The organism is Shewanella sp. SM32 (genome assembly GCF_025654235.1).
Lineage (GTDB): Bacteria > Pseudomonadota > Gammaproteobacteria > Enterobacterales > Shewanellaceae > Shewanella > Shewanella oncorhynchi.
Genome location: NZ_JAKKRO010000035.1, coordinates 26291 through 49929, shown reverse-complemented (window position 1 = coordinate 49929; position 23639 = coordinate 26291). Strand labels below are relative to the sequence as shown.

The following is a 23639-nucleotide window of genomic DNA, read 5'->3' as shown; positions in this document are numbered from 1 at the left end:
CAATCTGAGCCATGATCAAACTCTTCAATTAAAGTTTTGTTGCTTCCGTCTTGCGACTTCAGCGGCTCAATGAATTCTGATTTTTTGTTTCTAACTAAAGAAACAAACTGTACATATTACTATGAACACTCATTGTTACATTGATTTAAATTTTTGACTGCCAACCCGAAGGTTAAGCAGTTTCGATTAACTCAACACCTGTGAGTGTCCACACAGATTTCTTGTTTTATCTTGTTAAAGAGCAACTCARTATTCGTAAGAGAACTTGAGTACCACACTGAGCGTCGAACGCTTCCAGTTGGCTAGGGCTGCGTATTCTACGCATTTCCCGTTTCGCGTCAAGGAGTTTTTTACAACTTCTTGCTGCGCTTGAATTAAGTGCTTAAAAGCGACTCAATTCAACCTAACTCGTCAGCCTGCTTTCGCTGTCTGCCGTGTCAGTGGATGCGCATTATAGGCAGCAGAGAATTTTGTGCAACCCCTATTTTAAGGAAATTTGCAGTTAATTCTAATTATCTAATCTAGCCACAAGATACACACCACTTACCCCCAAAGTTATCCACAAAATAGCGCTTTATCTGTAATTTGGCCTAATTGATTGCCAGCGTACAGTATCAAGACAAAGGGATCATGAGCATGAATGCTATCAGATTTAAATGAGAATAACGGCTGCTCGAACCGGAATATCTCACCTCCACTTTTATATAGAGTCGTTAATGGGAGAATGACGGGGAACAACAGAAGAAGATGACACTCTGAGTGTATTTGGCGATAAAGATACTTTACCTATATATAGTAGTTGCCTCCCACCAACCCACCATAGAAAGTCGAAACGACGTAATCCGCAATAGAAAGAGGGTCTCTTTGATACTTATTCGTTAGTAGCTGACTACATTAGATATCAGCATGTAGTAGCAGTAATAAGTAGTTCAGAGGCCATTCAACTCTATTCACCTTAATCCATTATCGAGTTGAGTGGATTAGCTCGCACTCCATAGCAGTTGTCCACAGTCTGTAAGATCATAGCCACCAAGTAGTGCCGCCATTTGCCTCGAGTGACCGCTCGCCAACATAGTAAAAAGTTGTTGAAGTTGACGACGGAAGTAAATACTTTGCGGCATAACGAAATCGAAAGACTCTTTAATCAGCGGCACGAAACTTAAACCACTTTCCAAAGCCACAGATTGACAACCAAAACCAATATCGGCATCCCCCCTAGCGATATAACCCGCCAACTCGCGTTCACTATAGGCAGTTAGCACGACATTAAGTTGATCTAAGCGAGCACCTTGCTTTAACAACCAATGCTCTAAGTGCTGTTGGCTACCTGCGCCCCCCTGACGACTCACCCAACGCCAAGGCAAGTTCACGACTTTATCTTCTTCTTGGCATCTGTGGTGCATATCGGCACGCATGATCAACCCTTGCTGACGGGAGTAACCATGCACCATGATCCATTGCTGATGATTGTTATAACCTTTAAGTAAAGCTGGGTGGCGAATATTTCTATCCTCCATGCTACCCCAGTGTAAGGTGCACACATCGGCATAACCTTTAGCAAGCAACTCTAACCCTAAGCGTGAACCTGTTGCGCTGTAGCTTATCAACTCACGGCTACCAACTTGCGCCATCAAACGCGCCACCAGCATAGATAATAGTGGATCGTCACTACCAGTGATCAATAAACGGTCGGTCAGCATGCCACTGTGGCAAGAATCCATTACCCAACGGTCGATTAACACTTTCGGAAATAGCCATTTACCGGTGATTTTAGTGGCGGGGAGAATTCTGTCATTAGCCATGGCGTAGACTTTTTTCTCATTAAGATCTAAATACTCGGCCACTTGCTTCGCGCTCATGTAGACCAATTCACTGGCAGACGTCATCTTGTTTCCTTGTCTTATTCTTCGTTACTGCATGTAAGTTTTAGCATTACTGTCTTGGCTAACTTGGGGCTAAGGAGCCGTATTGGCATCAAACTGCAGATTTTCACTACCGTGGTACACCAAAAAGTGACGACCTTTGGCGCGGGCAATAATAGTAATACCCAACTGCTGCGCTAGTGCTAAGCCCATCTGAGTCACGCCACTGCGTGATAGCAAAATAGGGATCCCCATTTTGGCGACTTTAATCACCATTTCCGAAGTTAAGCGGCCAGTGGTATAAAATATCTTATTATCGCCGCGATCCTGAGTCAGCCACATATCCCCAGCCAAAGTATCTACGGCATTATGACGGCCAACATCCTCGACGAAAGCCATAATTTTATCGTCTTCGCACAAGCCACAACCGTGTACAGCACCCGCATTTTTATAGGTTTCATTATATTCGTTGATATTTTTCAATAAGCTATAAAGGGTGCTTTGCTTAAGACTTGGCGTTGGTAAATTGATGCCGTCTAAATCTTGCATAAAACTGCCATAAACCGTGCCTTGACCACAGCCTGATGTCACCGTTTTTTCGGAGAGTTTCTCATCCAGATCGGCGGTTTGTTCACGGGTAACCACGGCTGCAGAACTCACATCCCAATCGACAATAACCGAGTCCAATAGACTGACATCCGAAATAAAGCCTTGGTTCTTAAGATAACCTAACGCCAGTGACTCAGGTTTCGCCCCTAGGGTCATAAGTGTCACTATTGGTCGCCAGTTCAAATACACGGTAAGCGGACGTTCGCAGGCGACAAATTTATCCAACACTTCCCCGGCTTCATTCACTGCTTTTACAGCAATGGTTAGCGGTACTTCCACTTGAGTTCTCACAAAAGAACACTGATGCTGAGTTTTTTGAGAAGGATTGGCTGCCGCTATTTCGCTATCTGTGCTCATGTTGTTATCAGGAATAGTGATATTTTCAGAGATCATAATGTTACCGCTTAACGAGTCATGGCCAGAGCATAGCAATATTTATACCTAGACATAAAAATTGGGGTTAAATGCGTGATCTGCCGCAATGCTGATTTTTCATTAGCCCTTTTATGTCCCAAACAAAATCCTGTACTGGACAAAATGTCCAATTTATAGGGTGTTTTTGATGATCTAGCTCAAACTAATCCACTATGTTTACTGGCACCAATATTGCAGTGACCTTTTATCGCAATTTGTTGGTAAAACCGAACCGTTCACTCTACGGTTTGTCCATCAACACGGCTGAGACGGAGAGACAATGCAACATACAACTAGTGTTTGGCCTATGTACGTTTCACTCAAGAAAGTAGAGAAGCAAGTTGGCCGCTGGACCTCAGTACAATGGGAAATTGATCACCTACTTCCCGCCACCCATCAAGCCCCAGACGATGCAACCTTAGTGCTACTCGAACTGCACAAAGACGAACGCGCCAGCTATCGCCTCAATCTCGATTTAGATAACGCCATGCTGTATTTAGTATGTGATGAAACGGCCGATGGCACTTGGATACCGGCGGCATTATCGGCGGATCAGAATGTCGCGGCGGGTTGTCTTGAGGGCAATACCCCTGTCCTCAACTTATTGATGCCAAAAGCTATCGCTTGTTGGATTGAAGCCTTTATCACCCAATATGGTGAAGTCGAAATTGCCGCTCATCGCCGTAAACATGTCGATGGCCGTAATAATCAAGGCCCAAGTCACGATCCATTGCGGAGGGACTAATGGCTGAATCCATACAAAAAACAGGCGGGCTACTGAGTCGCTGGAACCAACGGCGCGAACAAGTTGCAGCAGAGGAAGCGCGAGCTGACGGGGAAATCACACCTCAGGAGACCATCGTAGCCGAGCCCACTATGGCAGTTGAGCAGCTTCAACCCACAGAGTCAGCCATTGAACCTAATACTACAGAGCATGACGATCCTAATCGCATCCTCACTGCAGCGGATTTACCCAATCCCGACGAAATTGAAATAGGCGGCAGCTTTGCGAGTTTTATGGGTGCTAATGTTGACCCTGCGGCTAAATCAGCAGCGCTACGTGCATTGTGGAAACAACCGCATTTCAACGAGATAGATGGGCTTTTGGAATATGCACTCGATTACAGTAATCAACCGAAACTCAGTGCAGAAGTCTCAGCTGAATTGATGCAAAAAGTCTTCCGTTACATAGCCGAAGACAGCGAGACCTCGGATGAAGAATCAGCTGCTTTAGCCAAACAAACTGAAGAAAGCAATCCATCCGTGAGTCTTGATGTAAGCGAAACAACAACTCATGAGACTAATGAAGTCGAAATCGAATGGGCAGTTGAGCCGATAACGGACAATTTGGATGGGGAGACTGATGACCTACCCCAAAATGCACCAGAGCCCTTAGCTCAGGCACATACCCGAGTTGTTTAACGTCAGTTTAGCTAATTTTAATGTCCGTAACTTTGGTATGTGAATTGCTGTACTAAGTAAAAAGCTTAGATAAAAGCAGAAAAGGCAATGACTTACTTATTACCAGCCGCCTAAATCTGCCCAGATACAGTAAAACAAGAAACAGCCAAAGTACTGTTCAGGAACGCAATGTGAGCACTTATTTGATGACCAATCAAACCCAAGAAGCGTTAAAACAAGCGCGACAACAGGTATTAACGCAAACTCAGATGTTGCAGAATCTGATCCCGCCAACTGTCAGCTATACCACCGAAGGCAATGTTCTTATTATTGGCCCAGAAGATCTGGCTCGCCTCGCCGCGGACAAATTGTCCACTATGGCCCATCGGGTGATTTTAGCCAACGAAGCCATTACCAGCCAAGATGAAGCACACCTAGAACGTGTCATGGCGGCGGCAACTGATATCGAAAGCTATTACAACAAACTCATTGGTGTAAAAGGCTTTTTAGGCCAATTTCAAGTCAGTGTTGAACATCAAGATGGTGCTGCCGAACTCAGTTTAGTGTCAATCCGTAAACCCCATTTCGATATCGTGCTCGATTTGAGCAGCGCAGCTTGTTTGAACTTAGAAATGCTGCCACCCGGCTATTTTTACGTAGGCCAAGACGCTGAAAAACTCGAAGATGCCCTTGCGCAAATTCCCGATCTCATCGGCCAATTTGATAAGCCGCGCTACGTCAAAATTAACCCAGATATCTGTGCCCACGACCGCAATGGCATCAATGGTTGTAATCGTTGCCTCAACTTCTGCCCGGCAGATGCGATCAGCAGTGTCGCAAAGAAAATTGAAATCGATCCATATCTTTGCCATGGCGCAGGCAGTTGTACCAGTGCTTGCCCAACTGGTGCCATCAGTTACGATTTACCTACGCCGCAAGCTTTGCATTCATACCTGAACAAAGTCGTTAGCCGTTTCCGCGAACAAGCCCAAACCGCACCGGTGATTTTGTTCCACGATAATGCCGTCGGCGCCGACTTTGTCACCGACGATCTAGCGGGTGATGTTATCCCCGTCGCCTTAGAAGAAATTACCGTTGCTAGCGTAGATCATTGGTTGTCAGTACTCGCTTGGGGCGCGCGCCAAGTGCTGATCCTCAACACAGACGCAACAGCGCCAACCCTAACGCAAATGCTTAAAGGCGAACTGTCGTTAGCCAATAGCATTTTAGATGAAATGGGCCAGCCACAACGCATTAGCCTCATCGACCCGAGCATGCTTGCCGATTTACATTCGATGCTCGATATCAGCTTAGATTGGCCCGTGATCGTGCCCGCTGCATTTGCCTCGACCACTAAACGCAACACGCTATTTGAAGCGATAGATCACCTCAATAGCCAAGCGGGTGAAATCGATACTTGCCTCAGCCTCAACAATATTCCCTTTGGCAAAGTCAGTGTAAATGTAGAAAAGTGCACTATGTGTATGTCCTGCGTGGCAATTTGTCCCACGATGGCATTACAAGATGGTGGCGACAAACCTGCACTACACTTCATCGAGCAAAACTGCGTGCAATGTGGTTTATGTGAGGCAGCGTGTCCTGAAAAGGTTATCAGCCTTACCCCGCAAATTAACTTTAATAAAGCTGCCCGTCAGCAACAACACACCCTGAAAGAAGAAGCCCCCTTCGAATGTATTCGCTGCGGCTCTCCTTTTGCGACCCAATCTATGGTGCATCGGATGCTGGATATGGTCGGCGCGCACAGCGCATTTTCTGCCAATATTGAACGCTTGAAAATGTGTGGCGACTGCCGGGTAAAAGACATGTTTGAAGACATTCTTCAAGATCCTGAAAAGCAACTGCGATAAGAGATCCGCTATGACCGAATCAGTAAGACAAGTTTCAGAAAACGATCAGTTGAGAGCCGATATCTATCAACTGTTAGCCGCCCTATTGCGCCGTCAGCCAAGCCCTGAACTGCTACAGTTTTTGGCCAATCTTGAAATTGATGCCAATGAAGACAACGAGATGACTAAAGCTTGGTTATCACTCCAACTCGCCGCACAGCAGTTCAACAGTGCACAACTAGAAGACGAGTATTTTGCCCTGTTCCTCGGTGTAGGTTGCGGTGAGATCCTGCCCTACGGCAGCTGGTTTATGACGGGCTCATTGATGGATAAACCACTGGCATTGCTACGCCAAGACTTAATGCAACTGGGGTTTGAACGCGAAGACAACGTCAAGGAACCCGAAGATCACGTTGCTGCCCTGTGTGAAGTGATGGGTACCCTGATTTTAGAAGCGCCAAGTTATCGCCAATTGGCTTTTTACCAACGCCATATCGGCAGCTGGATTGGCCGTTTTTGCGACAATTTAGCCAAAGCGCCAAGTGCGGCGTTTTACGCCACGGTTGCACAGCTAGCAAAAGCTTTTTTTGCAATGGAAGCCAGTGCTTTTGAGCAATTAAGCTTAGATATTCCAGTCAATTGCCCAGGCAGCGCAGACTTACAGCCAGCCACCAGCGATTTAGCAAAACCAGTAGAGTTAATGAACTAAGACTAAACTGAGTGATAGCGCGGCATGTGCGTGCTAAATGTAAATGTTAGAGATGAGTTCAAACTGCGAAGGTGAGATTAATGTTCACCTTCGCAACAATAACTGAAGCTTAGGCTTCCACAATAACCGAGGTGGTAGCCGTTTGTACCACCTTATCCAGTAACACAAGGAGACACTATGAAGAAGCCAGCTTCCGACATGGGCCGTCGTCAATTGCTTAAAGCATTGGCACTCGGCAGTGCGGCAGGCGCAGTGGTCACTGTGAGTAGTCAAGCGTTAGCTTCGACAAAAACGGCAGCAACCACAGAGCCTAAAAGTGAGAACTACCGCGAAACCGACCATATTCGTAGCTATTATGCGTCGCTTTAAAACTAAAATAGAGGAGAGTGTGTGATGCGATTAACCCGCAAAACAGACCAGGTTGTCGAAGCTAAAGCGCCAGCACTGGGTCTCAATCGTCGTCAATTCTTAAAATCGGCAAGTCTTGCCACAGGAGGGATCGCTGCGGCGTCCATGCTGGGCACAGGCATGATGCGTAAAGCACAGGCCCAAGAAGATATTGGCCACAATGTTCCCACCGAAGTCAAACGTACCATCTGTTCTCACTGTGCCGTAGGTTGTGGTGTGTATGCAGAAGTACAAAATGGTGTATGGACGGGTCAAGAACCCGCATTCGATCACCCGTTCAACGCTGGCGGTCACTGCGCGAAAGGTGCTGCACTGCGTGAACATGGTCACGGCGAAAAACGCCTGAAATACCCCATGAAGTTAGAAGGCGGAAAATGGAAAAAGATCTCTTGGGATCAAGCGATTAATGAAGTCGGCGATAAAATGGCTTCAATTCGTCAAGAGTCAGGCCCAGATTCAGTCTACTTTATGGGTAGCGCTAAGTTCTCTAACGAACAAGCTTATTTATATCGCAAATTTGCGGCATTGTGGGGTACGAACAACGTCGACCATTCTGCCCGTATTTGTCACTCTACCACGGTAGCCGGTGTTGCTAACACTTGGGGCTACGGTGCGCAAACCAACTCAATCAACGATATTCGCAACTCTAAGTGCATCATGTTTATTGGGGCAAACCCCAGTGAAGCGCATCCTGTTGCCATGCAGCATATTTTGATTGGTAAAGAACGCGGTGCCAAAATCATCGTTGTTGATCCACGTTTCACCCGTACTGCAGCGAAATCTGACGAGTACGTGCATATCCGTCCTGGCACAGACATCCCCTTCATTTATGGCCTGTTATGGCACATATTTGAAAACGGCTGGGAAGATAAAGAGTTTATCAAACACCGTGTCTATGGCATGGATCGTATCCGCGAGGAAGTGAAGAAGTATACCCCTGAAGAAGTTGAGTTAGTTGCGGGTGTACCAAAGGCGCAGATGTACCGCGTCGCCAAAATGATGGCTGAAACCAAACCCGGCACCATTATTTGGTGTATGGGTGGAACTCAGCACCACGTGGGTAACTCGAACACTCGCTCCTACTGTCTTTTACAGTTAGCACTGGGCAACATGGGTGTACCTGGCGGCGGCACTAACATTTTCCGTGGCCATGATAACGTGCAAGGCGCAACCGACTTTGGTTTGTTATTTGATAACTTACCGGGTTACTACGGTTTAACGACTGGCGCTTGGGCCCATTGGAATAATGTGTGGGATCTCGACCCTAATTGGGTAGCGAGCCGTTTCGATCAAGGCGAATATCTAGGACAAAAACCGCAAACCTCTGCGGGTATTCCTTGTTCGCGATGGCACGATGGCGTGTTAGAAGATAAAACCAAGATAGCGCAAAAAGACAATATTCGTCTGGCGTTCTTCTGGGGACAATCGGTCAACACTGAAACCCGTGGCCGTGAAGTGCGTGAAGCCTTAAACAAAATGGACACCGTCGTCGTTGTCGATCCATTCCCAACCATGGCGGGTGTTATGCACCAACGTCAAGATGGGGTTTATTTACTTCCTGCGGCAACCCAGTTTGAAACCTACGGTTCAATCTCTGCGACTAACCGCTCAGTACAATGGCGTTCTAAGGTCATAGAACCCCTGTTCGAATCCCTGCCTGATCATGTGATCATGTACAAACTCGCCAAAAAAGTGGGTATAGATAAAGAGCTATTCAAGCATATTAAAGTCAATGGTGAAGAGCCTTTGATTGAAGATATCACCCGCGAATTTAACACAGGTATGTGGACTATCGGTTATACCGGACAAAGCCCAGAGCGTTTAAAAATGCACCAAGAAAACTGGGGTACTTTTGATGCTGACAGCTTAGAAGCCCCCGGTGGTCCTGCCAAAGGCGAAACCTACGGCTTACCTTGGCCTTGTTGGGGCACACCAGAGATGAAACATCCTGGTACCCAAATTCTGTATAACGAAGCCAAACATGTGAAAGACGGTGGCGGTAACTTCCGTGCTCGCTATGGTGTGGAACATGAAGGCAATAATATTCTTGCCGAAGGTACTTACTCTAAAGGCAGTGAGATCCAAGATGGCTATCCTGAATTTACCGCCGATATGCTTAAGCAATTAGGTTGGTGGGATGACCTGACCGAAAACGAGAAAAAACACGCCGAAGGCAAAAACTGGAAAACTGACATTTCCGGCGGTATCCAACGTGTTGCTATCAAGCACGGCTGTATCCCTTACGGTAACGCTAAAGCTCGTTGTATTGTATGGACATTCCCAGACGATATTCCACGCCACCGCGAACCACTTTACACGCCTCGTCGTGACTTAGTCGCTAAATACCCCACCTACGAAGATCGTATGGTTGCTCGTTTACCGACACTGTATAAGTCAATTCAAGACAAGGATTTTGCTAAAGACTTCCCATTGGCACTCACATCAGGCCGCCTAGTGGAATATGAAGGTGGTGGTGAAGAATCCCGTTCTAACCCTTGGTTAGCTGAACTACAACAAGAAATGTTCATCGAAATGAACCCTGCAGATGCAGCGGATCGCGGTATTCGCGACGGTGACAATGTTTTTGTTCATGGTCCAGAAGGCGCCAAAATCACGGTTAAGGCTATGGTGACACCGCGCGTTATTGCCGGTGAATGTTTTATGCCATACCACTTTGCTGGGGTGTTTGAAGGCGAAAGCCTAGCGAAAAACTATCCAGAAGGCACAGTGCCTTACGTGATAGGCGAATCTGCAAACACCATTTTAACTTATGGCTACGACGTTGTGACTCAGATGCAAGAAACTAAGTCCAGCCTATGCCAAATCAGCAAAGCCTAACCTACTTGATGAGGAGATAAGCCATTATGGCAGTCATGAAATTTCTGTGTGACACCAAGCGCTGCATCGAGTGTAACGGTTGCGTCACTGCATGTAAGAACGAAAACGACTCCGCTCTCGAGTGGGGAATTCAACGTCGCCGCGTGGTGACGATCAACGATGGTCTACCTGGCGAAGCCTCAATCTCAGTGGCATGTATGCACTGTACTGACGCTCCCTGCATGGCCGTATGTCCGGCAGATTGTTTCTACCGTACCGAAGACGGCATAGTGCTGCACAACAAAGATACTTGTATCGGTTGTGGTTATTGCTTCTATGCTTGTCCATTTGGTGCACCGCAATTCCCGAAAAAGACTGCCTTTGGTAGTCGTGGCAAGATGGACAAGTGTACTTTCTGTGCCGGTGGCCCAGAAGAAACCTTCTCCGAAGCTGAGCGTAAAAAATACGGTGCTAACCGTATTGCTGAGGGCAAGTTACCTATGTGTGCTGAGCTTTGTTCTACTAAAGCGCTGCTCGCAGGTGATGCGGAAGTGGTGTCAAACATTTACCGTCAACGTATGGCCTCTCGAGGCAATCCTAACGTGATTTGGGGTTACAACCCCAAGACAGGTGAGATTAACTAAGCAGAGCGAGGGTTAGGGAGAAATCCCTAACCTCTGGCAAGGAGTGAAAATGTTAAACAAACAGTTAAACAAATCACTGCGCAGTCTGTTTGCTCTGTTGGTGCTCGTCATGGGATTGGGATTAGGTTCAGTCATGAGCTCAAACCCAGTACACGCAAGTGATCAGCAATCGAGTCAACAACAGGCGAAAGCGCAAACCAGCGATGCCGATCTTTGGCGAGCGGTAAAAGCAGGCGATGCCGGCTATACCACTGCGAAAGGGATAGATACTGGGGTGTTGATTAACGTTGCCGGTAACCAAGGTAAAGAACTGAGAAATGAATACTTAACCCCCGTAATGGCGCTAGCCGTGGTAGGTGTGTTTGGTGCTTTCTTATTGTTTTATCTGGTGAATGGTCCATCAAAACTGAGTCATGGCTTTTCAGGCAAGATGGTTTCGCGCTGGTCCAAGGCGGATCTGTGGATCCATTGGATCATGGCGAGCAGCTGTCTGGCACTGATGTTTACCGGTCTAACCATAATGTTAGGTAAGCATGTCATACAGCCAATGTTAGGCCCCGACCTTTGGGCGCCATTGATCTATGGCAGCAAAACAATCCACGATTGGGCAGGTCCCATTTTTATCGCGGCTTGGGCTGTATGTGTGGTGAAATGGATGCCGTTACAAACCTTCAAGATGTATGATTTGAAATGGTTTTTAGTGGTAGGTGGTTATATCAACTTTGGCCCGTTCAAAGGTAAGCACCCTGACAGTGGTTTCGCTAACGCCGGTGAAAAAATGTGGTTCTGGACCCTGATGTTGTTTGGTTTATTCATCAGCGTATCTGGCATCATGTTGGTATTGCCAGGCTTGGATTTACCCCGCGAAGCCTCTATGGGCGCGCTGCTGATCCACTCTATCAGCGCCATTATCTTGATTGCCTTTACTATAGTGCATATTTGGATGGCGACCGTACTGAGCGAAGGCGGTATGGAGTGTATGAAGTCAGGCTATTGTGATGAAAACTGGGCAATCCAGCACCATAATCTCTGGTATGACGAAATCAAAGCCAACGGCAGCTTAAAGTATAAAGACTAAGTTAAACCGCAGCTTTTACATCCTCAAAACACCCCGCATCGCGGGGTGTTTTTTATTCGCACTGATACCCATCGCATTAATTCAAAAGCACAAAAAATTAACAACTGAAACAGCGAGATACAAAAATCCGCCAACGCCATCCTCCCCAGTAGTTCACTAAACTATGAGCGAGTTAACGCTTTAAGAGAACGGCCGCAGATTTCAGGGCTGCAAACTGTCCTAGATCAATTCCTACTCAACCCTTTCCTACTATATTGCCGTCACGCGCGATGATTGATGGTAAACAAGATGATTTCATTATCTTTTCCGCCGCTAATCTTCACTTTTTGATAACAAGATGAACCCCACAAAAAGCCGTGCGATCTCAAAAACTAAACCCTAATTTCAGGAGTCAGCATGAAGCAGCAACCCAGCGATTTATCTCGCCGATCTTTGCTCAAAGCGCTCACCGTCGGCAGCGTAGCGGGTGCCGCCATTGCCGCAACCGGCATGAGCGTGGCACAGGTCAGCGAGAGCAGCAAGGTAACCACTAAAGAGTCAAAGGGTTACCACGAAACTGCGCATATCAGCAGCTATTACGATAGCTTGCGCAGCTAATCTAGGAGAAGTCAGCGATGAAGTTAACTCGCAAGTCCAATGTTGCCACAGTGGCAGACAAACCGGCGTTAGGCATCAGCCGTCGTCAATTTATGAAGCACGCAGGTATCGCTACTGGTGGTATTGCCGCAGCATCTCTGATGGGCACAGGCATGATGCGTCGTGTCGAAGCCAAAGAAGTGCCGCATGATGCGCCAATCGAAATCAAACGTACTATTTGTAGTGCCTGCGCCGTCGGTTGTGGCCTGTATGCCGAAGTACAAAATGGTGTGTGGACGGGCCAAGAACCCGCATTCGACCATCCATTCAACGCTGGTGGTCACTGCGCGAAAGGTGCTGCACTGCGTGAGCATGGTCATGGTGAAAAACGCCTGAAATATCCAATGAAATTGGTTGATGGCAAGTGGAAAAAAATCTCTTGGGAAGATGCTATTAACGAAGTGGGCGACCAAATGCTCAACATTCGTAAAGAATCTGGCCCAGACTCAGTGTACTTCATGGGTAGCGCTAAGTTTTCTAACGAAGGTTGTTACATGTACCGCAAATTGGCGGCTATGTGGGGCACAAACAACGTCGACCATTCAGCTCGTATTTGTCACTCTACCACTGTAGCCGGTGTTGCTAACACTTGGGGCTACGGTGCGCAAACAAACTCTTTCAACGATATCCAGAATGCTCATGCCATCTTCCTGATCGGGGCAAACCCAGCAGAAGCGCATCCCGTTTCGATGCAACATATTCTGATCGCTAAAGAAAGAAACAACGCCAAAATCATCGTCGTTGACCCACGTTTCTCTCGCACTGCAGCGCATTCAGACTTGCATTGTGCAATTCGCCCAGGCACTGATATTCCGTTTATTTACGGTATGTTATGGCACATTTTTGAAAATGGTTGGGAAGATAAAACCTTTATCAAGCACCGCGTTTTCGAGATGGAAAGTATCCGTGCTGAAGTGAAGAAGTTCCCACCTAAAGAAGTCGAAAACATCACTGGCGTGAGCGAAGCCGAGGTTTATCAAGCGGCTAAATTAATGGCTGATAACCGTCCTGGCACTGTGATTTGGTGTATGGGTGGAACTCAACACCACGTGGGTAATGCCAACACTCGCGCTTATTGTATTCTGCAATTAGCACTGGGCAACATGGGCGTTTCAGGTGGCGGCACTAACATTTTCCGTGGCCACGATAACGTACAAGGCGCAACTGACTTAGGTTTGTTATTTGATAACTTACCCGGTTACTACGGTTTGACCTCTGCAGCATGGAGTCACTGGACCCATGTTTGGGATCTGGACATGGAATGGGTGAAAGGTCGTTTCGATCAAACAGCCTACCTTGGCAAAGATCCAATGACGACACCGGGTATCCCTTGTTCTCGTTGGCACGATGGTGTGTTAGAAGATAAGAGCAAGTTAGCGCAGAAAGATAATATCCGTATGGCGTTTTTCTGGGGACAATCGGTCAACACTGAAACCCGTCAGCGTGAAGTGCGTGATGCCTTAGACAAGATGGACACAGTCGTCGTTGTCGACCCATTCCCAACGATGGCAGGTGTTATGCACCGTCGTAAGAATGGCGTATATCTGCTGCCTGCGGCAACTCAGTTTGAGACTCACGGTTCAGTATCTAACTCAGGCCGTTCTATCCAGTGGCGTGAGCAAGTCATCGAGCCACTGTTCGAGTCTAAAACCGACATCGAAATCATGTACCGTTTAGCCCAAAAACTGGGTATTGCCGAGCAGTACACTAAACGCATCGCGATTGAAAATGGTTTACCTGTGATTGAAGAAATCACCCGTGAAATCAACCGCGGTATGTGGACTATCGGTATGACAGGTCAAAGCCCTGAGCGTATCAAGTTACACACCCAAAACTGGGGCACTTTCAGCAACAAGACGTTGGAAGCCGCAGGCGGCCCAGCTAAAGGCGAAACCTACGGTTTACCTTGGCCATGTTGGGGCACGCCAGAGGCTAAACACCCTGGCACTCAGATCCTCTATAACCAAGCCAAACACGTTAAAGACGGCGGTGGTAACTTCCGTGCCCGTTACGGTGTTGAATATAAGGGTCAAAGCATTTTAGCCGATGGCACTTATTCTAAAGGCGCTGAAATTCAAGACGGTTACCCAGAATTTACTGCCGATATGCTCAAACAATTGGGTTGGTGGGATGATCTGACGGCGGAAGAAAAAGCGGAAGCCGAAGGTAAAAACTGGAAAACAGATTTGTCAGGCGGCATAGTGCGCGTGGCAATCAAGCACGGTTGTATCCCCTTTGGTAATGCTAAAGCTCGTTGTATTGTATGGACTTTCCCTGACCAAGTCCCTGTACACCGTGAACCGTTATACACAGCACGTCGTGACTTAGTGGCAAAATACCCAACCTATGACGACATGCAAGTACACCGTCTCCCTACGCTGTATAAGTCTATCCAAGACAAAGACATGAGCGGCAAGTACCCGTTGGTACTGACATCGGGTCGTCTGGTTGAATACGAAGGTGGTGGTGAAGAATCTCGCTCCAACCCTTGGCTGGCTGAACTTCAACAGGAAATGTTCGTTGAGATAAGCCCTGCCGACGCTGCCGATCGCGGCATTCGTAACGGTGAAGACGTCTGGTTAGAAGGCGCCGAAGGTGGCCGTATTAAGGTGCAAGCCATGGTTACCCCAAGGGTAAAACCCGGCGTTACCTTTATGCCATACCACTTTGCGGGTGTGATGCACGGAGAAAGTTTAGCGCCTAATTATCCAGAGGGAACAGTGCCTTACGTTATTGGTGAATCTTGTAACACTGCGCTGACCTATGGTTATGACCCTGTGACACAAATGCAGGAAACCAAGGCATCACTCTGTCAGATTGTTAAAGCGTAAGTGCAGCTTAAGCTAGGAGAATTGCCATTATGGCTACAATGAAATTTTTGTGTGATACCAAGCGCTGCATCGAATGTAACGGTTGTGTCACTGCCTGTAAAAACGAAAACGACTCCGCTCTCGAGTGGGGGATCCAACGCCGCCGCGTAGTGACAATCAACGATGGTCAACGTGGTGAAGCCTCAATCTCTGTCGCCTGTATGCATTGCTCAGATGCACCTTGTATGGCGGTTTGCCCAGCAAACTGCTTCTACAGAACCGACGACGGCATAGTGCTACACGACAAAGATGCCTGTATTGGTTGCGGTTACTGCCTGTACGCCTGTCCATTTGGCGCACCTCAGTTCCCGAAAAAAGGTGCCTTTGGTAGCCGCGGTAAGATGGATAAATGTACCTTCTGTGCCGGTGGCCCAGAAGAAAACCACTCAGATGCAGAACGCCAAAAATACGGTTCAAACCGTATTGCCGAAGGCAAACTGCCTATGTGTGCAGAACTGTGCGCGACTAAAGCCCTGTTAGCGGGGGATGCCGAAGTGGTTTCAAGCATCTTCCGTGAGCGTGTGGCTTATCGTGGTGCTAAAAACGCGGCTTGGAATTAATTCAGGTCAACAGGATCTGTCCACAGACTTAGCTTAGCGCCTATCTAGGTGGGCGCGACTAAGTGAGAGAGGATGTATGATGAACAAATGGTTCAAACACATAGGTTTCGCCATAGCACTGTTATTTAGTGCTGTGTGTATAGCCAATGGTGGTGATGAACTGGCGAATCAAGTTCAACAGTCTGATGCCCAAATTTGGGCGCAACTGAAGGATGGTGCCACGGGATACACTACCTCCCAAAGTGAGTTTCATGCTCAGCCGATCAATACCTACGATTTACGGGTATTAGCGCTGCGTAGCGACTGGTTAGCGCCCGCCTTAATGGCAGCACTATTCGGTATGATCATTATCTTTGTCCTATTTATCAAGGTGAATGGCATCTCCAAGCTGCACCATGGTTTTTCAGGCAAGTTAGTGCATCGCTGGTCTAAGTTTGATGTTTCAATCCACTGGTTAGGCGCTATTCCATGCTTACTGTTGATTTTAACAGGCTTAACCTTGCTGGCGGGTCGCTTCTTCTTCCAACCTTGGTTGGGTGAAGGCATCTGGGAAGCAATCGTCTATGGCGCGAAGCAAATCCATGACGTGATGGCGATTCCCTTCATGATAGGTTGGGCATTGATGACCACCCTATGGGCGAAAAACCAGCAGCCAAAAATGTACGACGTAAAGTGGTTCATGGTAGTAGGCGGTTACATTAACTTTGGTCCGTTCAAAGGTAAGCACCCAGATGCAGGTTTTGCTAACGCGGGTGAGAAAATGTGGTTCTGGGCATTTGCCCTGTTTGGATTAATCATTTCAGCCTCGGGCATGTTATTACTCTTCCCTAACCTGTTCGAGCCAAGCCGTACATTAAGCTTGATCGCCCTGGTACTGCATTCAGTGAGCGCTATCGTGATCTGTGCTTTCTCTATCGTACACATCTTCATGGCAACTGTGATGTCAGAAGGTGGTATGGAATGTATGGTGTCAGGCTACTGTGATGAAAACTGGGCAAGCCAACATCACAACCTATGGTTTGATGAAATCAAAGCCAACGGCACGCTTAAATATAAAGAATAAGACTGAAATCTAGTTGTAGGTATTCAAAAAATACTTAGCCACTAGCAAACGTAGAGCCCCCGTCAATCACTACTGGCGGGGGCTTTTATTTCAGCATGAGTCATCGGCTTTAAGTATATGTCTGAATTACATTTTGAATCATTTGTAGCATTTGAGTACGAGATCACAAAGACCAATTTAAATGCTAAATCACTGTAAAAAAATTGCATGTATCATAGTTATTTAATAATAAAAACAATCATCTAGATAAAAGTTGAATTTAAACAACACAACATTTCGTAACTTAGCAACCAACCAGATGCAACACCAATAAAACAATTCAATTAAAAACAGTATCTTAGTAGACATTTCCATAAAATACTCTCTTGCTGGCTAGCTCACGCGCACGCTAAAATTACCTATAGCGTAATTAAATTACGCATTGCTGCTTTTTATCCTAGAAGGTCACCATGTTTAAAAATGCCAAAACCAGTACATTGACGGCATTGCCATCAGTGTTTACAAGTATCTTACTGATCATCATAGGTATTTCGTGCTATCGCAGTTTTAACGAACTCGGTGAGACCAGTAAAAGCCTAGTCGACAACACTCAGCTCGCAGAAACTTTCACTACAGTACGAGAATCCTTTTTTGAGTTGCGCTTAGCCACCTTAGTCCACAACGGTAAAGCTATCGCCGAACAACAACATAAGGTTGCACAACTCGTCTCTCAACTGACCAAATTTAATACCGACTTCATGGGCGCTGATGCTCAAGCTATTCACACTCTTTTACCACAAACAGAACATTATGTTCGTCTCTACCAAGAAGAACTGGCACTCGCTAAACAAACTGGAGCAGTACCTGAGCTAACCAATGAGCGTGCTGCGCTCGGGCCTAAGGTCAGTAATCAAATCAACCAATTAGTCGCGCTGATCACTCTGCGAAATCATGAGTTAGGCAAACAAGCTGAAGATAAAGTCACCTCAACAGAAAGTATCCTACTGGGATTGATCTTGTTCGCGATTGTAGCGTCACTCTTCAGCGCCCTCATTATGAGTAAACAACTCGTCCACATAATCAATGAGATAAAACGGGTAATGGAACGTCTTGCCCATGGCGACCTAACTCATAAAACAAATATTAAAGGACAAAATGAGCTCTGCTCACTCGCAGAAGATCTCGACAGTGTGATAGGTTATCTACGTGAAATTATGTCTGAAATTGCCCAAGCCTCGGATCATATGTCCGACCAAATAGGGCAATTGAATGTACAGTCAAATGCCAATAATCATGCACTGCAAATCCACGCCGTCGAAACCGACCAAGTCGTGACAGCCATGACTGAAATGAGCGCCACAGCCCATAATGTCGCGGGTGATGCTGCATCTGCAGCCCAGTTTACTCAACAAGCAAATGCGCAAGCGGATAAATCGAAGAAAGCCGTTGAACAAGCTGCCAACACTGTGATTGCCTTGGTCGCTAAAGTCGATGTCGCCGCTGATGCGATTAATGATATGAACGAAAATACCCGTCATATCGCCGCGATTTTGAATGTAATAGGTGAAATTGCCGATCAAACCAATCTGCTAGCGCTTAATGCAGCCATCGAAGCCGCCCGTGCAGGTGAACAAGGTCGAGGCTTTGCTGTTGTCGCCGATGAAGTTCGCTCACTGGCCGCACGCACTCAAGCAAGTACCGCAGAAATCAACCAGATGCTGGAACAACTTTATCTTGGTGCCAATGCCGCCGTAACCGCAATGGAGCAAACCAAACACAGTTGCCAACAAGCCGCCGATACCACCAATCTAGTGACGGAAAACCTTGATACCCTGACCACTTATGTGTTCGATATTAATGGGCTCAGTAATCAAATCGCCACCGCAGCAGAAGAGCAAAGTGCTGTGACCGAAGAGATAAACCGTAATCTGACCACCATTCGTGAAATGGTCGATGAACTGAATCAAAGCGGTAAAGCCACCCTCAATAGCGCAACCTCTTTGGCCGCGACGAAGGAACAACTCGTCGGTGTGGTCTCGCATTTTAAGCTTTAGGTTTAGGCTCCCTAAAAAAAGCTTTTAAATCTGCGGCCTAATAACAAAAATTATTGGGCTGTCAGATTTTTAGATGAGATATAAAGCGAAACACACACCTGCAATATAAATCGCAGCCAAGAAAACTAACCTATTATTAATACTATATTTTTATAAAAATTATTTACCAAAAAATGATTAAATTGATTCAGTGTCAACTGTACTAAAGCAATAATAAGAGCGTGAAGCCTATAGTTCAGGAATGAAGATACGTATTGCCCATCTCCCACAATATTGAATATCACTAAAAAACTTCGGACTCAGCTAATCAACGATTAGCTATCGTCGGCTTCCATGTAACGCCAACACCCGGCAGTGCTACCGCTGCAATTCATCCGCCTGTCCATAACACAGTGGTAAACCGCAAGGCTTGCTTGTAGCATAACAAGCCTCTACGTTAAACAACTTCACTAGCACTACCGCTTACAAGTACCCGCTTAACGACAAGGATGTTATGAAGATATTCACTATTGCGACTCTCCTATTACTGTTGACCGTAAGCTTTGCAGCAACTGCAGAAAAGTCCGCGCTGGAACAGCTATTTGAGCAACAACAATACGACGCTTTCTTGCAACAAGCACAGCAGCAAGCAGCAGAGAACAATGCTGAGGCGTTATTCTTACTGGGTAAAGCCTACCATCTCGGCCGTGGCGTCACGCAAGACAATGCCACCGCCAGCCAATACTATGAACAAGCCAGAGCCTTAGGTTCGGCCCATGCCAGCCATAATCTAGGCAGCATGGCGCTGGATAATGATCGAAAAACGCAGGCCATCCCCTTGTTAGAAGAAGCGCTGGCGCGGGGTCTTAAACTACCGACCTTATATAACCTAGGACGAGCACACAGTCCGGCAGATCCCAGCTCAAGGTTCTATCTAGCGAAAGCAATCACTGCGGCGCAGCAAGCGGGGAGTTACTTTGGGCAAGCCTTTGAACTCCAGCCCGATAACCTCTATCAGGATAATGTCTCACGCGAGTATCTGCGCGCGTACTTAATGGCGATGCAAAGTGTCGGCAGCGAAAGAGAAAGCCTCAACATCCCGCAGTTACGCCAGCAAGCCATAAAGTGGCTAGAATTGGGTATGGCAGCAGATGACGGTACGGCGTGGACAAACTACGGCGCTCTGCTGTTGAATGAAAATGACTACAGCGGTGCGAAAGCCGCATTTTTACAAGGTGCTAAGCGTCAAGTTGCCATCGCTAACTATCATTTAGGCAGCATGGAAGAGCACGGTTTGGGCGCAGAAGCCGATAAAGTGCAAGCACTGGCATACTACGAGAAAGCGGCATTAGCCGGCATGGAACAAGCTAAAACGCCCGCATATAATCTGCTTAAGGCACAACTGGAATATGAAGACGATCTCACTAAATTGGAACAGGGCATTGCCCGCTTTAATGCACTAAAACAGCAAGATCAGTATGTTCCCATCTCACTTGACTCAGTTATTCATCGCCTGACGTGGGGTAAGTTTCTGGCACAGCAGCGACAACAGATTATTTCGTTGCCAACAGCGGCCAAAACCCAATTAAGCTTGCAGGCCTGTGGTTTAGGCTACAACCAACTACATGGCAGCACATACAATATTGGAGAAAACTCTCACTGGCGTATGGCGGCGTATCTAACCTTAGCTGACAAAATCGCCTTACCACTAGAAGGCAGAGTCGATGAACATGGCTGCGCCAGTTTAACGATTACCATGACAGATCAGCTGTATCACTTGTTACAACAAGGTGCCGTATTCGGATTACGCATTCCCAACTACACACTGCCACTGGCATTAAGCCGGCAAGAAAATATCTTGCAGCTAACACTCATGCCTGTCGAGACCCCATTACCGGTTAATTAGTCACAGCATTTTAAGCCTGTGGCCTCGCTTGCTAGGCAACAGGAATTATCTATTTTCGACAGCAACATCTTATTAATCTTGCGATTCTCTCGCCCAATATCCTGCCAACATGGCGCCAGACAAATTATGCCATATCGAGAATATCGCGCTGGGAATGGCAGAAATGGGGCTAAAGAATTTAATACATAAAGCAGTGGCGAGACCGGAGTTTTGTAGGCCAACTTCGATAGAGATAGTTTTACAAACTGTGTGGTTAAAGCCTAATAAACGGCAACAGAAATAGCCTAAGGCGAGACCAAGACCATTATGCAAGAACACGGCAAGCAGAATAATCGGGCCAACTTTACCAAACTGATTGGCATTTAACGCCACGATAATCGTAATCGCCATCACAATTGCCAAGATAGAAATCAGTGGCAATGCAGGAGCGACTTTAGCCACCAGCGATTTAAAAAAATGATTGATAATCACACCAACGCTGACAGGGATCAGCACAATTTTCACTAAACTCAGCAGCATATCAGCGAAGGGTATATCGATCATCTCACCAATCAACAGCTTAATAATCAGTGGTGTTAACACCACGCCCGCTAAGGTTGACAGTGCCGTCATGGTTATCGATAAAGCCACGTCGCCTTTTGCTAAATAACAGACCACGTTTGAGGCGGTGCCGCCTGCAACACTGCCCACTAACACCATGCCTATGGTGAGTTCCCTATCTAATCCTAATAACAGGCTAATTAGTAATGCACTGAGCGGCATGACAGAAAATTGCAGCACGAGTCCTGCGAGTACAGCACGTTTCTGTTTGAATGCATTAGCAAAATCCTGAAGATCTAAGGTGAGCCCCATAGATAGCATGATTATCACCAACAGCGGCACTATGGCGGATTTAAGCTCAGTAAACCAACTCGGTATCAGATAAGCTGTCATTGCGCCTATCAGTGCCAACAGCGGGAAGAAGCGGTTTACGTTTGCCAACATAGTGGGCCCTTTACATCAAGAGGTTATTTTTATCGTTCGGATGATGACAGCCGACCCTTGGATAGACAAGCGCTAATCCGCCAGCAACAAAATGCCTAGAATGGTGATTTTCAATCTCAGCATTTAGACTGACACGGCAAGCTAACCCCGCAAATCTACAATAAATTCCGCTAAAAAATGCATGATAAAAATGCATTCTCAATCGCTAAAACATGATCTGCTTAACAAAAAGCCCGTGATTTCCTTGTTAGGAAACCGTAACTTATAACCAGTTCACGTTTTAACAATTACATACGAGGTAGTCTTATTGCGCTAGGTGGTCGTGAATTACCTAAAGCAATTTCGGTGTTTACGGTTAGCACTCTCAGATAGGAATCGTTATGTCATCAGTTATTCAAACGCTCAGCGGCGCTATCGCAACGCCTTATCAAGCGAATATTACCGTCCCTAACTGGATGCTCGGCTCGATGGAACGGGTCATGCAGTACTATGTCGATAAGAATCTTCGCCTCGATACGCTTTCAGCAGAAATGATGCCAGCACCGGTTGAAGGCAAAAAATATATGCTATACGCACATATTCCCTTCTGCCATACCCTGTGCTCTTACTGTACCTTCCACCGTTTTATGTTTAAGGAAGACAAGGCGCGTGCCTACTTCATCTCATTACGTAAAGAGATGGAAATGGTCAAGGCCCTCGGCTATGACTTTGAATCTATGTACATTGGTGGTGGTACCACCACGGTATTAGAAGACGAATTAGCCCGTACCATAGAACACGCTAAAACCCTATTTCCTAGCATTAAAGAAGTCTCCTGCGAGTCCGATCCGCAGCATTTAGACAGCCCAGGCTTTAAACAGCTCAAAGGCTTAGTGGATCGCATGTCTATCGGCGTACAAAGCTTTAATGACGATATTTTAAAAATGACCGACCGACTCGATAAATTCGGCACGGGTCAGCAAACCTTCGACAAGATCATGGGTGCCAAAGAGTTGTTCCCTATTATCAACGTCGACCTGATTTTTGGTTTCCGCGGCCAAACCGATGAAGTGATCCAACACGACCTCGACATGGCATCGCGCTTAGACCCAAGACAAATTACCACCTATCCGCTGATGATCACTCATCAAACCCGTAAGAGTGTTAAAGGCAAATTAGCGGCGCCGCAAGCGGATATGGCAAACCAATATCGCCAAATATTAAATAGCCTTAATGGTCAATATAATCAATTGTCTGCATGGGCATTTGGTAAAACCGATGACGAAGGATTTGATGAATACGTTATCGATTACGACGAATACTTAGGGGTAGGTTCGGGCTCATTTAGTTTCTTAAATGACACGCTTTATGTGAACACTTTCTCGCTACGTAAGTACCAAGAACGCATCGCAGCGGGTCAAATGGGTGTCGAGCAACAAAAGAACTACAGCAAAAAAGACGTGATGCAATATCGCTTTTTGCTGGGCATGTTCTCCGGCCGTTTATCGCGTAAATATTTCCGCGAAACCTTTGGCGTCAATTTAGATACCGCCTTATTTAAAGAAATGACCTCGATGAAACTGATTGGTGCGATTAAAAATGACCCAACAGATCCCGACAATCTGATCGTCACCGATAACGGCAAGATGATGGGTCTATTGATGATGAAAGAGTTTTACGCCGGCATGGACAACGTGCGCGCTCAATTGCGTAAGCCACTCAAACCCTGTGATATGTAACACTTATTGATGATTGTTGATTCATAAAGACTAAACAGGCCCTTCGAGGGCCTTTTTGTTAACTCGGTTTAAAGGTAATCTTGCCCAGTACTATTAATTGA

At 46.6% G+C, this 23639-nt stretch carries 18 protein-coding genes; 15 read left to right on the top strand and 3 right to left on the bottom strand.

Going from position 1 to position 23639, the window contains the following annotated elements; all coding sequences use genetic code 11:
- Positions 1-980: 980 nt before the first annotated feature.
- Together L5M10_RS14670 and L5M10_RS14665 are read right to left on the bottom strand one after the other, a co-directional pair.
- Positions 981-1886, bottom strand: a complete 906-nt coding sequence (locus L5M10_RS14670; RefSeq protein ID WP_006083558.1) for a helix-turn-helix transcriptional regulator — start codon at positions 1884-1886, stop codon at positions 981-983.
- Between the two features lie 69 nt (positions 1887-1955).
- Positions 1956-2828, bottom strand: a complete 873-nt coding sequence (locus L5M10_RS14665; protein ID WP_113940335.1) for a formate dehydrogenase accessory sulfurtransferase FdhD — start codon at positions 2826-2828, stop codon at positions 1956-1958.
- 337 nt (positions 2829-3165) lie between these two features.
- On the opposite strand from L5M10_RS14665, the gene L5M10_RS14660 reads away from it, so the two are divergent.
- From L5M10_RS14660 to L5M10_RS14595, 14 genes are all read left to right on the top strand, one after another.
- The gene (locus tag L5M10_RS14660; RefSeq protein ID WP_105250549.1) at positions 3166-3630 is read left to right on the top strand and encodes a DUF3305 domain-containing protein; all 465 of its coding nucleotides are present in this window, start codon (positions 3166-3168) and stop codon (positions 3628-3630) included.
- Positions 3630-4307 (top strand): DUF3306 domain-containing protein, encoded by a 678-nt coding sequence (locus L5M10_RS14655; RefSeq protein WP_263162295.1) that lies wholly within the window; start codon positions 3630-3632, stop codon positions 4305-4307. The genes L5M10_RS14660 and L5M10_RS14655 overlap by 1 nt, the downstream gene beginning before the upstream one ends.
- Before the next feature lie 185 nt (positions 4308-4492).
- Complete coding sequence (locus L5M10_RS14650) at positions 4493-6154, top strand: 4Fe-4S binding protein (RefSeq protein WP_263255477.1); 1662 nt, start codon at positions 4493-4495, stop codon at positions 6152-6154.
- A 10-nt stretch (positions 6155-6164) separates the two neighbouring features.
- A complete protein-coding gene (locus L5M10_RS14645; protein WP_263182587.1) occupies positions 6165-6842 on the top strand; it encodes a molecular chaperone in 678 nt (225 codons plus the stop codon).
- Between the two features lie 177 nt (positions 6843-7019).
- Positions 7020-7211, top strand: coding sequence for a twin-arginine translocation signal domain-containing protein (locus L5M10_RS14640; protein ID WP_113940320.1), 192 nt, complete (start codon positions 7020-7022; stop codon positions 7209-7211).
- A 24-nt stretch (positions 7212-7235) separates the two neighbouring features.
- Positions 7236-10088 carry a formate dehydrogenase subunit alpha gene (locus L5M10_RS14635; protein ID WP_113940319.1) on the top strand — a complete coding sequence of 951 codons (2853 nt, stop codon included), beginning with the start codon at positions 7236-7238 and terminating at the stop codon, positions 10086-10088.
- 26 nt (positions 10089-10114) lie between these two features.
- Entirely contained in the window at positions 10115-10711 is a 597-nt protein-coding gene (fdh3B, locus tag L5M10_RS14630) for a formate dehydrogenase FDH3 subunit beta (protein ID WP_006083566.1), read from the top strand.
- Positions 10712-10760: 49 nt separating this feature from the next.
- Positions 10761-11789 carry a formate dehydrogenase subunit gamma gene (locus L5M10_RS14625; protein ID WP_113940318.1) on the top strand — a complete coding sequence of 343 codons (1029 nt, stop codon included), beginning with the start codon at positions 10761-10763 and terminating at the stop codon, positions 11787-11789.
- A gap of 396 nt (positions 11790-12185) precedes the next feature.
- Positions 12186-12386, top strand: a complete 201-nt coding sequence (locus tag L5M10_RS14620; RefSeq protein ID WP_105250556.1) for a twin-arginine translocation signal domain-containing protein — start codon at positions 12186-12188, stop codon at positions 12384-12386.
- Between the two features lie 17 nt (positions 12387-12403).
- On the top strand, positions 12404-15256 hold the full coding sequence (locus tag L5M10_RS14615; RefSeq protein ID WP_263162299.1) for a molybdopterin-dependent oxidoreductase: 2853 nt from the start codon (positions 12404-12406) through the stop codon (positions 15254-15256).
- Positions 15257-15285: 29 nt separating this feature from the next.
- On the top strand, positions 15286-15855 hold the full coding sequence (gene fdh3B, locus L5M10_RS14610) for a formate dehydrogenase FDH3 subunit beta (protein WP_105250558.1): 570 nt from the start codon (positions 15286-15288) through the stop codon (positions 15853-15855).
- 79 nt (positions 15856-15934) lie between these two features.
- On the top strand, positions 15935-16918 hold the full coding sequence (locus L5M10_RS14605; RefSeq protein WP_263255476.1) for a formate dehydrogenase subunit gamma: 984 nt from the start codon (positions 15935-15937) through the stop codon (positions 16916-16918).
- Between the two features lie 449 nt (positions 16919-17367).
- A complete protein-coding gene (locus L5M10_RS14600; RefSeq protein ID WP_263237326.1) occupies positions 17368-18951 on the top strand; it encodes a methyl-accepting chemotaxis protein in 1584 nt (527 codons plus the stop codon).
- Positions 18952-19444: 493 nt separating this feature from the next.
- A complete protein-coding gene (locus tag L5M10_RS14595) occupies positions 19445-20836 on the top strand; it encodes a tetratricopeptide repeat protein (protein ID WP_263162308.1) in 1392 nt (463 codons plus the stop codon).
- 72 nt (positions 20837-20908) lie between these two features.
- Here L5M10_RS14595 and L5M10_RS14590 read toward each other — a convergent pair whose 3' ends face one another.
- The gene (locus L5M10_RS14590; protein WP_263162311.1) at positions 20909-21820 is read right to left on the bottom strand and encodes a bile acid:sodium symporter family protein; all 912 of its coding nucleotides are present in this window, start codon (positions 21818-21820) and stop codon (positions 20909-20911) included.
- A gap of 380 nt (positions 21821-22200) precedes the next feature.
- Here L5M10_RS14590 and L5M10_RS14585 point away from each other — a divergent pair, with 380 nt between their 5' ends.
- Complete coding sequence (locus L5M10_RS14585; RefSeq protein WP_263162313.1) at positions 22201-23538, top strand: coproporphyrinogen III oxidase family protein; 1338 nt, start codon at positions 22201-22203, stop codon at positions 23536-23538.
- Positions 23539-23639: the final 101 nt, after the last annotated feature.

What these genes read in the sequence shown, in the direction of transcription:
- L5M10_RS14650 (WP_263255477.1), top strand. Translation starts at nt 4,493, where the DNA reads ATGACCAATCAAACCCAAGAAGCGTTAAAACAAGCGCGACAACAGGTA.
- L5M10_RS14655 (WP_263162295.1), top strand. Translation starts at nt 3,630, where the DNA reads ATGGCTGAATCCATACAAAAAACAGGCGGGCTACTGAGTCGCTGGAAC.
- L5M10_RS14625 (WP_113940318.1), top strand. Translation starts at nt 10,761, where the DNA reads ATGTTAAACAAACAGTTAAACAAATCACTGCGCAGTCTGTTTGCTCTG.
- L5M10_RS14635 (WP_113940319.1), top strand. Translation starts at nt 7,236, where the DNA reads ATGCGATTAACCCGCAAAACAGACCAGGTTGTCGAAGCTAAAGCGCCA.
- L5M10_RS14620 (WP_105250556.1), top strand. Translation starts at nt 12,186, where the DNA reads ATGAAGCAGCAACCCAGCGATTTATCTCGCCGATCTTTGCTCAAAGCG.
- L5M10_RS14585 (WP_263162313.1), top strand. Translation starts at nt 22,201, where the DNA reads ATGTCATCAGTTATTCAAACGCTCAGCGGCGCTATCGCAACGCCTTAT.
- L5M10_RS14660 (WP_105250549.1), top strand. Translation starts at nt 3,166, where the DNA reads ATGCAACATACAACTAGTGTTTGGCCTATGTACGTTTCACTCAAGAAA.
- L5M10_RS14590 (WP_263162311.1), bottom strand. Translation starts at nt 21,820, where the DNA reads ATGTTGGCAAACGTAAACCGCTTCTTCCCGCTGTTGGCACTGATAGGC.
- L5M10_RS14615 (WP_263162299.1), top strand. Translation starts at nt 12,404, where the DNA reads ATGAAGTTAACTCGCAAGTCCAATGTTGCCACAGTGGCAGACAAACCG.
- L5M10_RS14640 (WP_113940320.1), top strand. Translation starts at nt 7,020, where the DNA reads ATGAAGAAGCCAGCTTCCGACATGGGCCGTCGTCAATTGCTTAAAGCA.
- fdh3B (WP_105250558.1), top strand. Translation starts at nt 15,286, where the DNA reads ATGGCTACAATGAAATTTTTGTGTGATACCAAGCGCTGCATCGAATGT.
- L5M10_RS14595 (WP_263162308.1), top strand. Translation starts at nt 19,445, where the DNA reads ATGAAGATATTCACTATTGCGACTCTCCTATTACTGTTGACCGTAAGC.
- L5M10_RS14645 (WP_263182587.1), top strand. Translation starts at nt 6,165, where the DNA reads ATGACCGAATCAGTAAGACAAGTTTCAGAAAACGATCAGTTGAGAGCC.
- L5M10_RS14670 (WP_006083558.1), bottom strand. Translation starts at nt 1,886, where the DNA reads ATGACGTCTGCCAGTGAATTGGTCTACATGAGCGCGAAGCAAGTGGCC.
- fdh3B (WP_006083566.1), top strand. Translation starts at nt 10,115, where the DNA reads ATGGCAGTCATGAAATTTCTGTGTGACACCAAGCGCTGCATCGAGTGT.
- L5M10_RS14665 (WP_113940335.1), bottom strand. Translation starts at nt 2,828, where the DNA reads ATGAGCACAGATAGCGAAATAGCGGCAGCCAATCCTTCTCAAAAAACT.
- L5M10_RS14600 (WP_263237326.1), top strand. Translation starts at nt 17,368, where the DNA reads ATGTTTAAAAATGCCAAAACCAGTACATTGACGGCATTGCCATCAGTG.
- L5M10_RS14605 (WP_263255476.1), top strand. Translation starts at nt 15,935, where the DNA reads ATGAACAAATGGTTCAAACACATAGGTTTCGCCATAGCACTGTTATTT.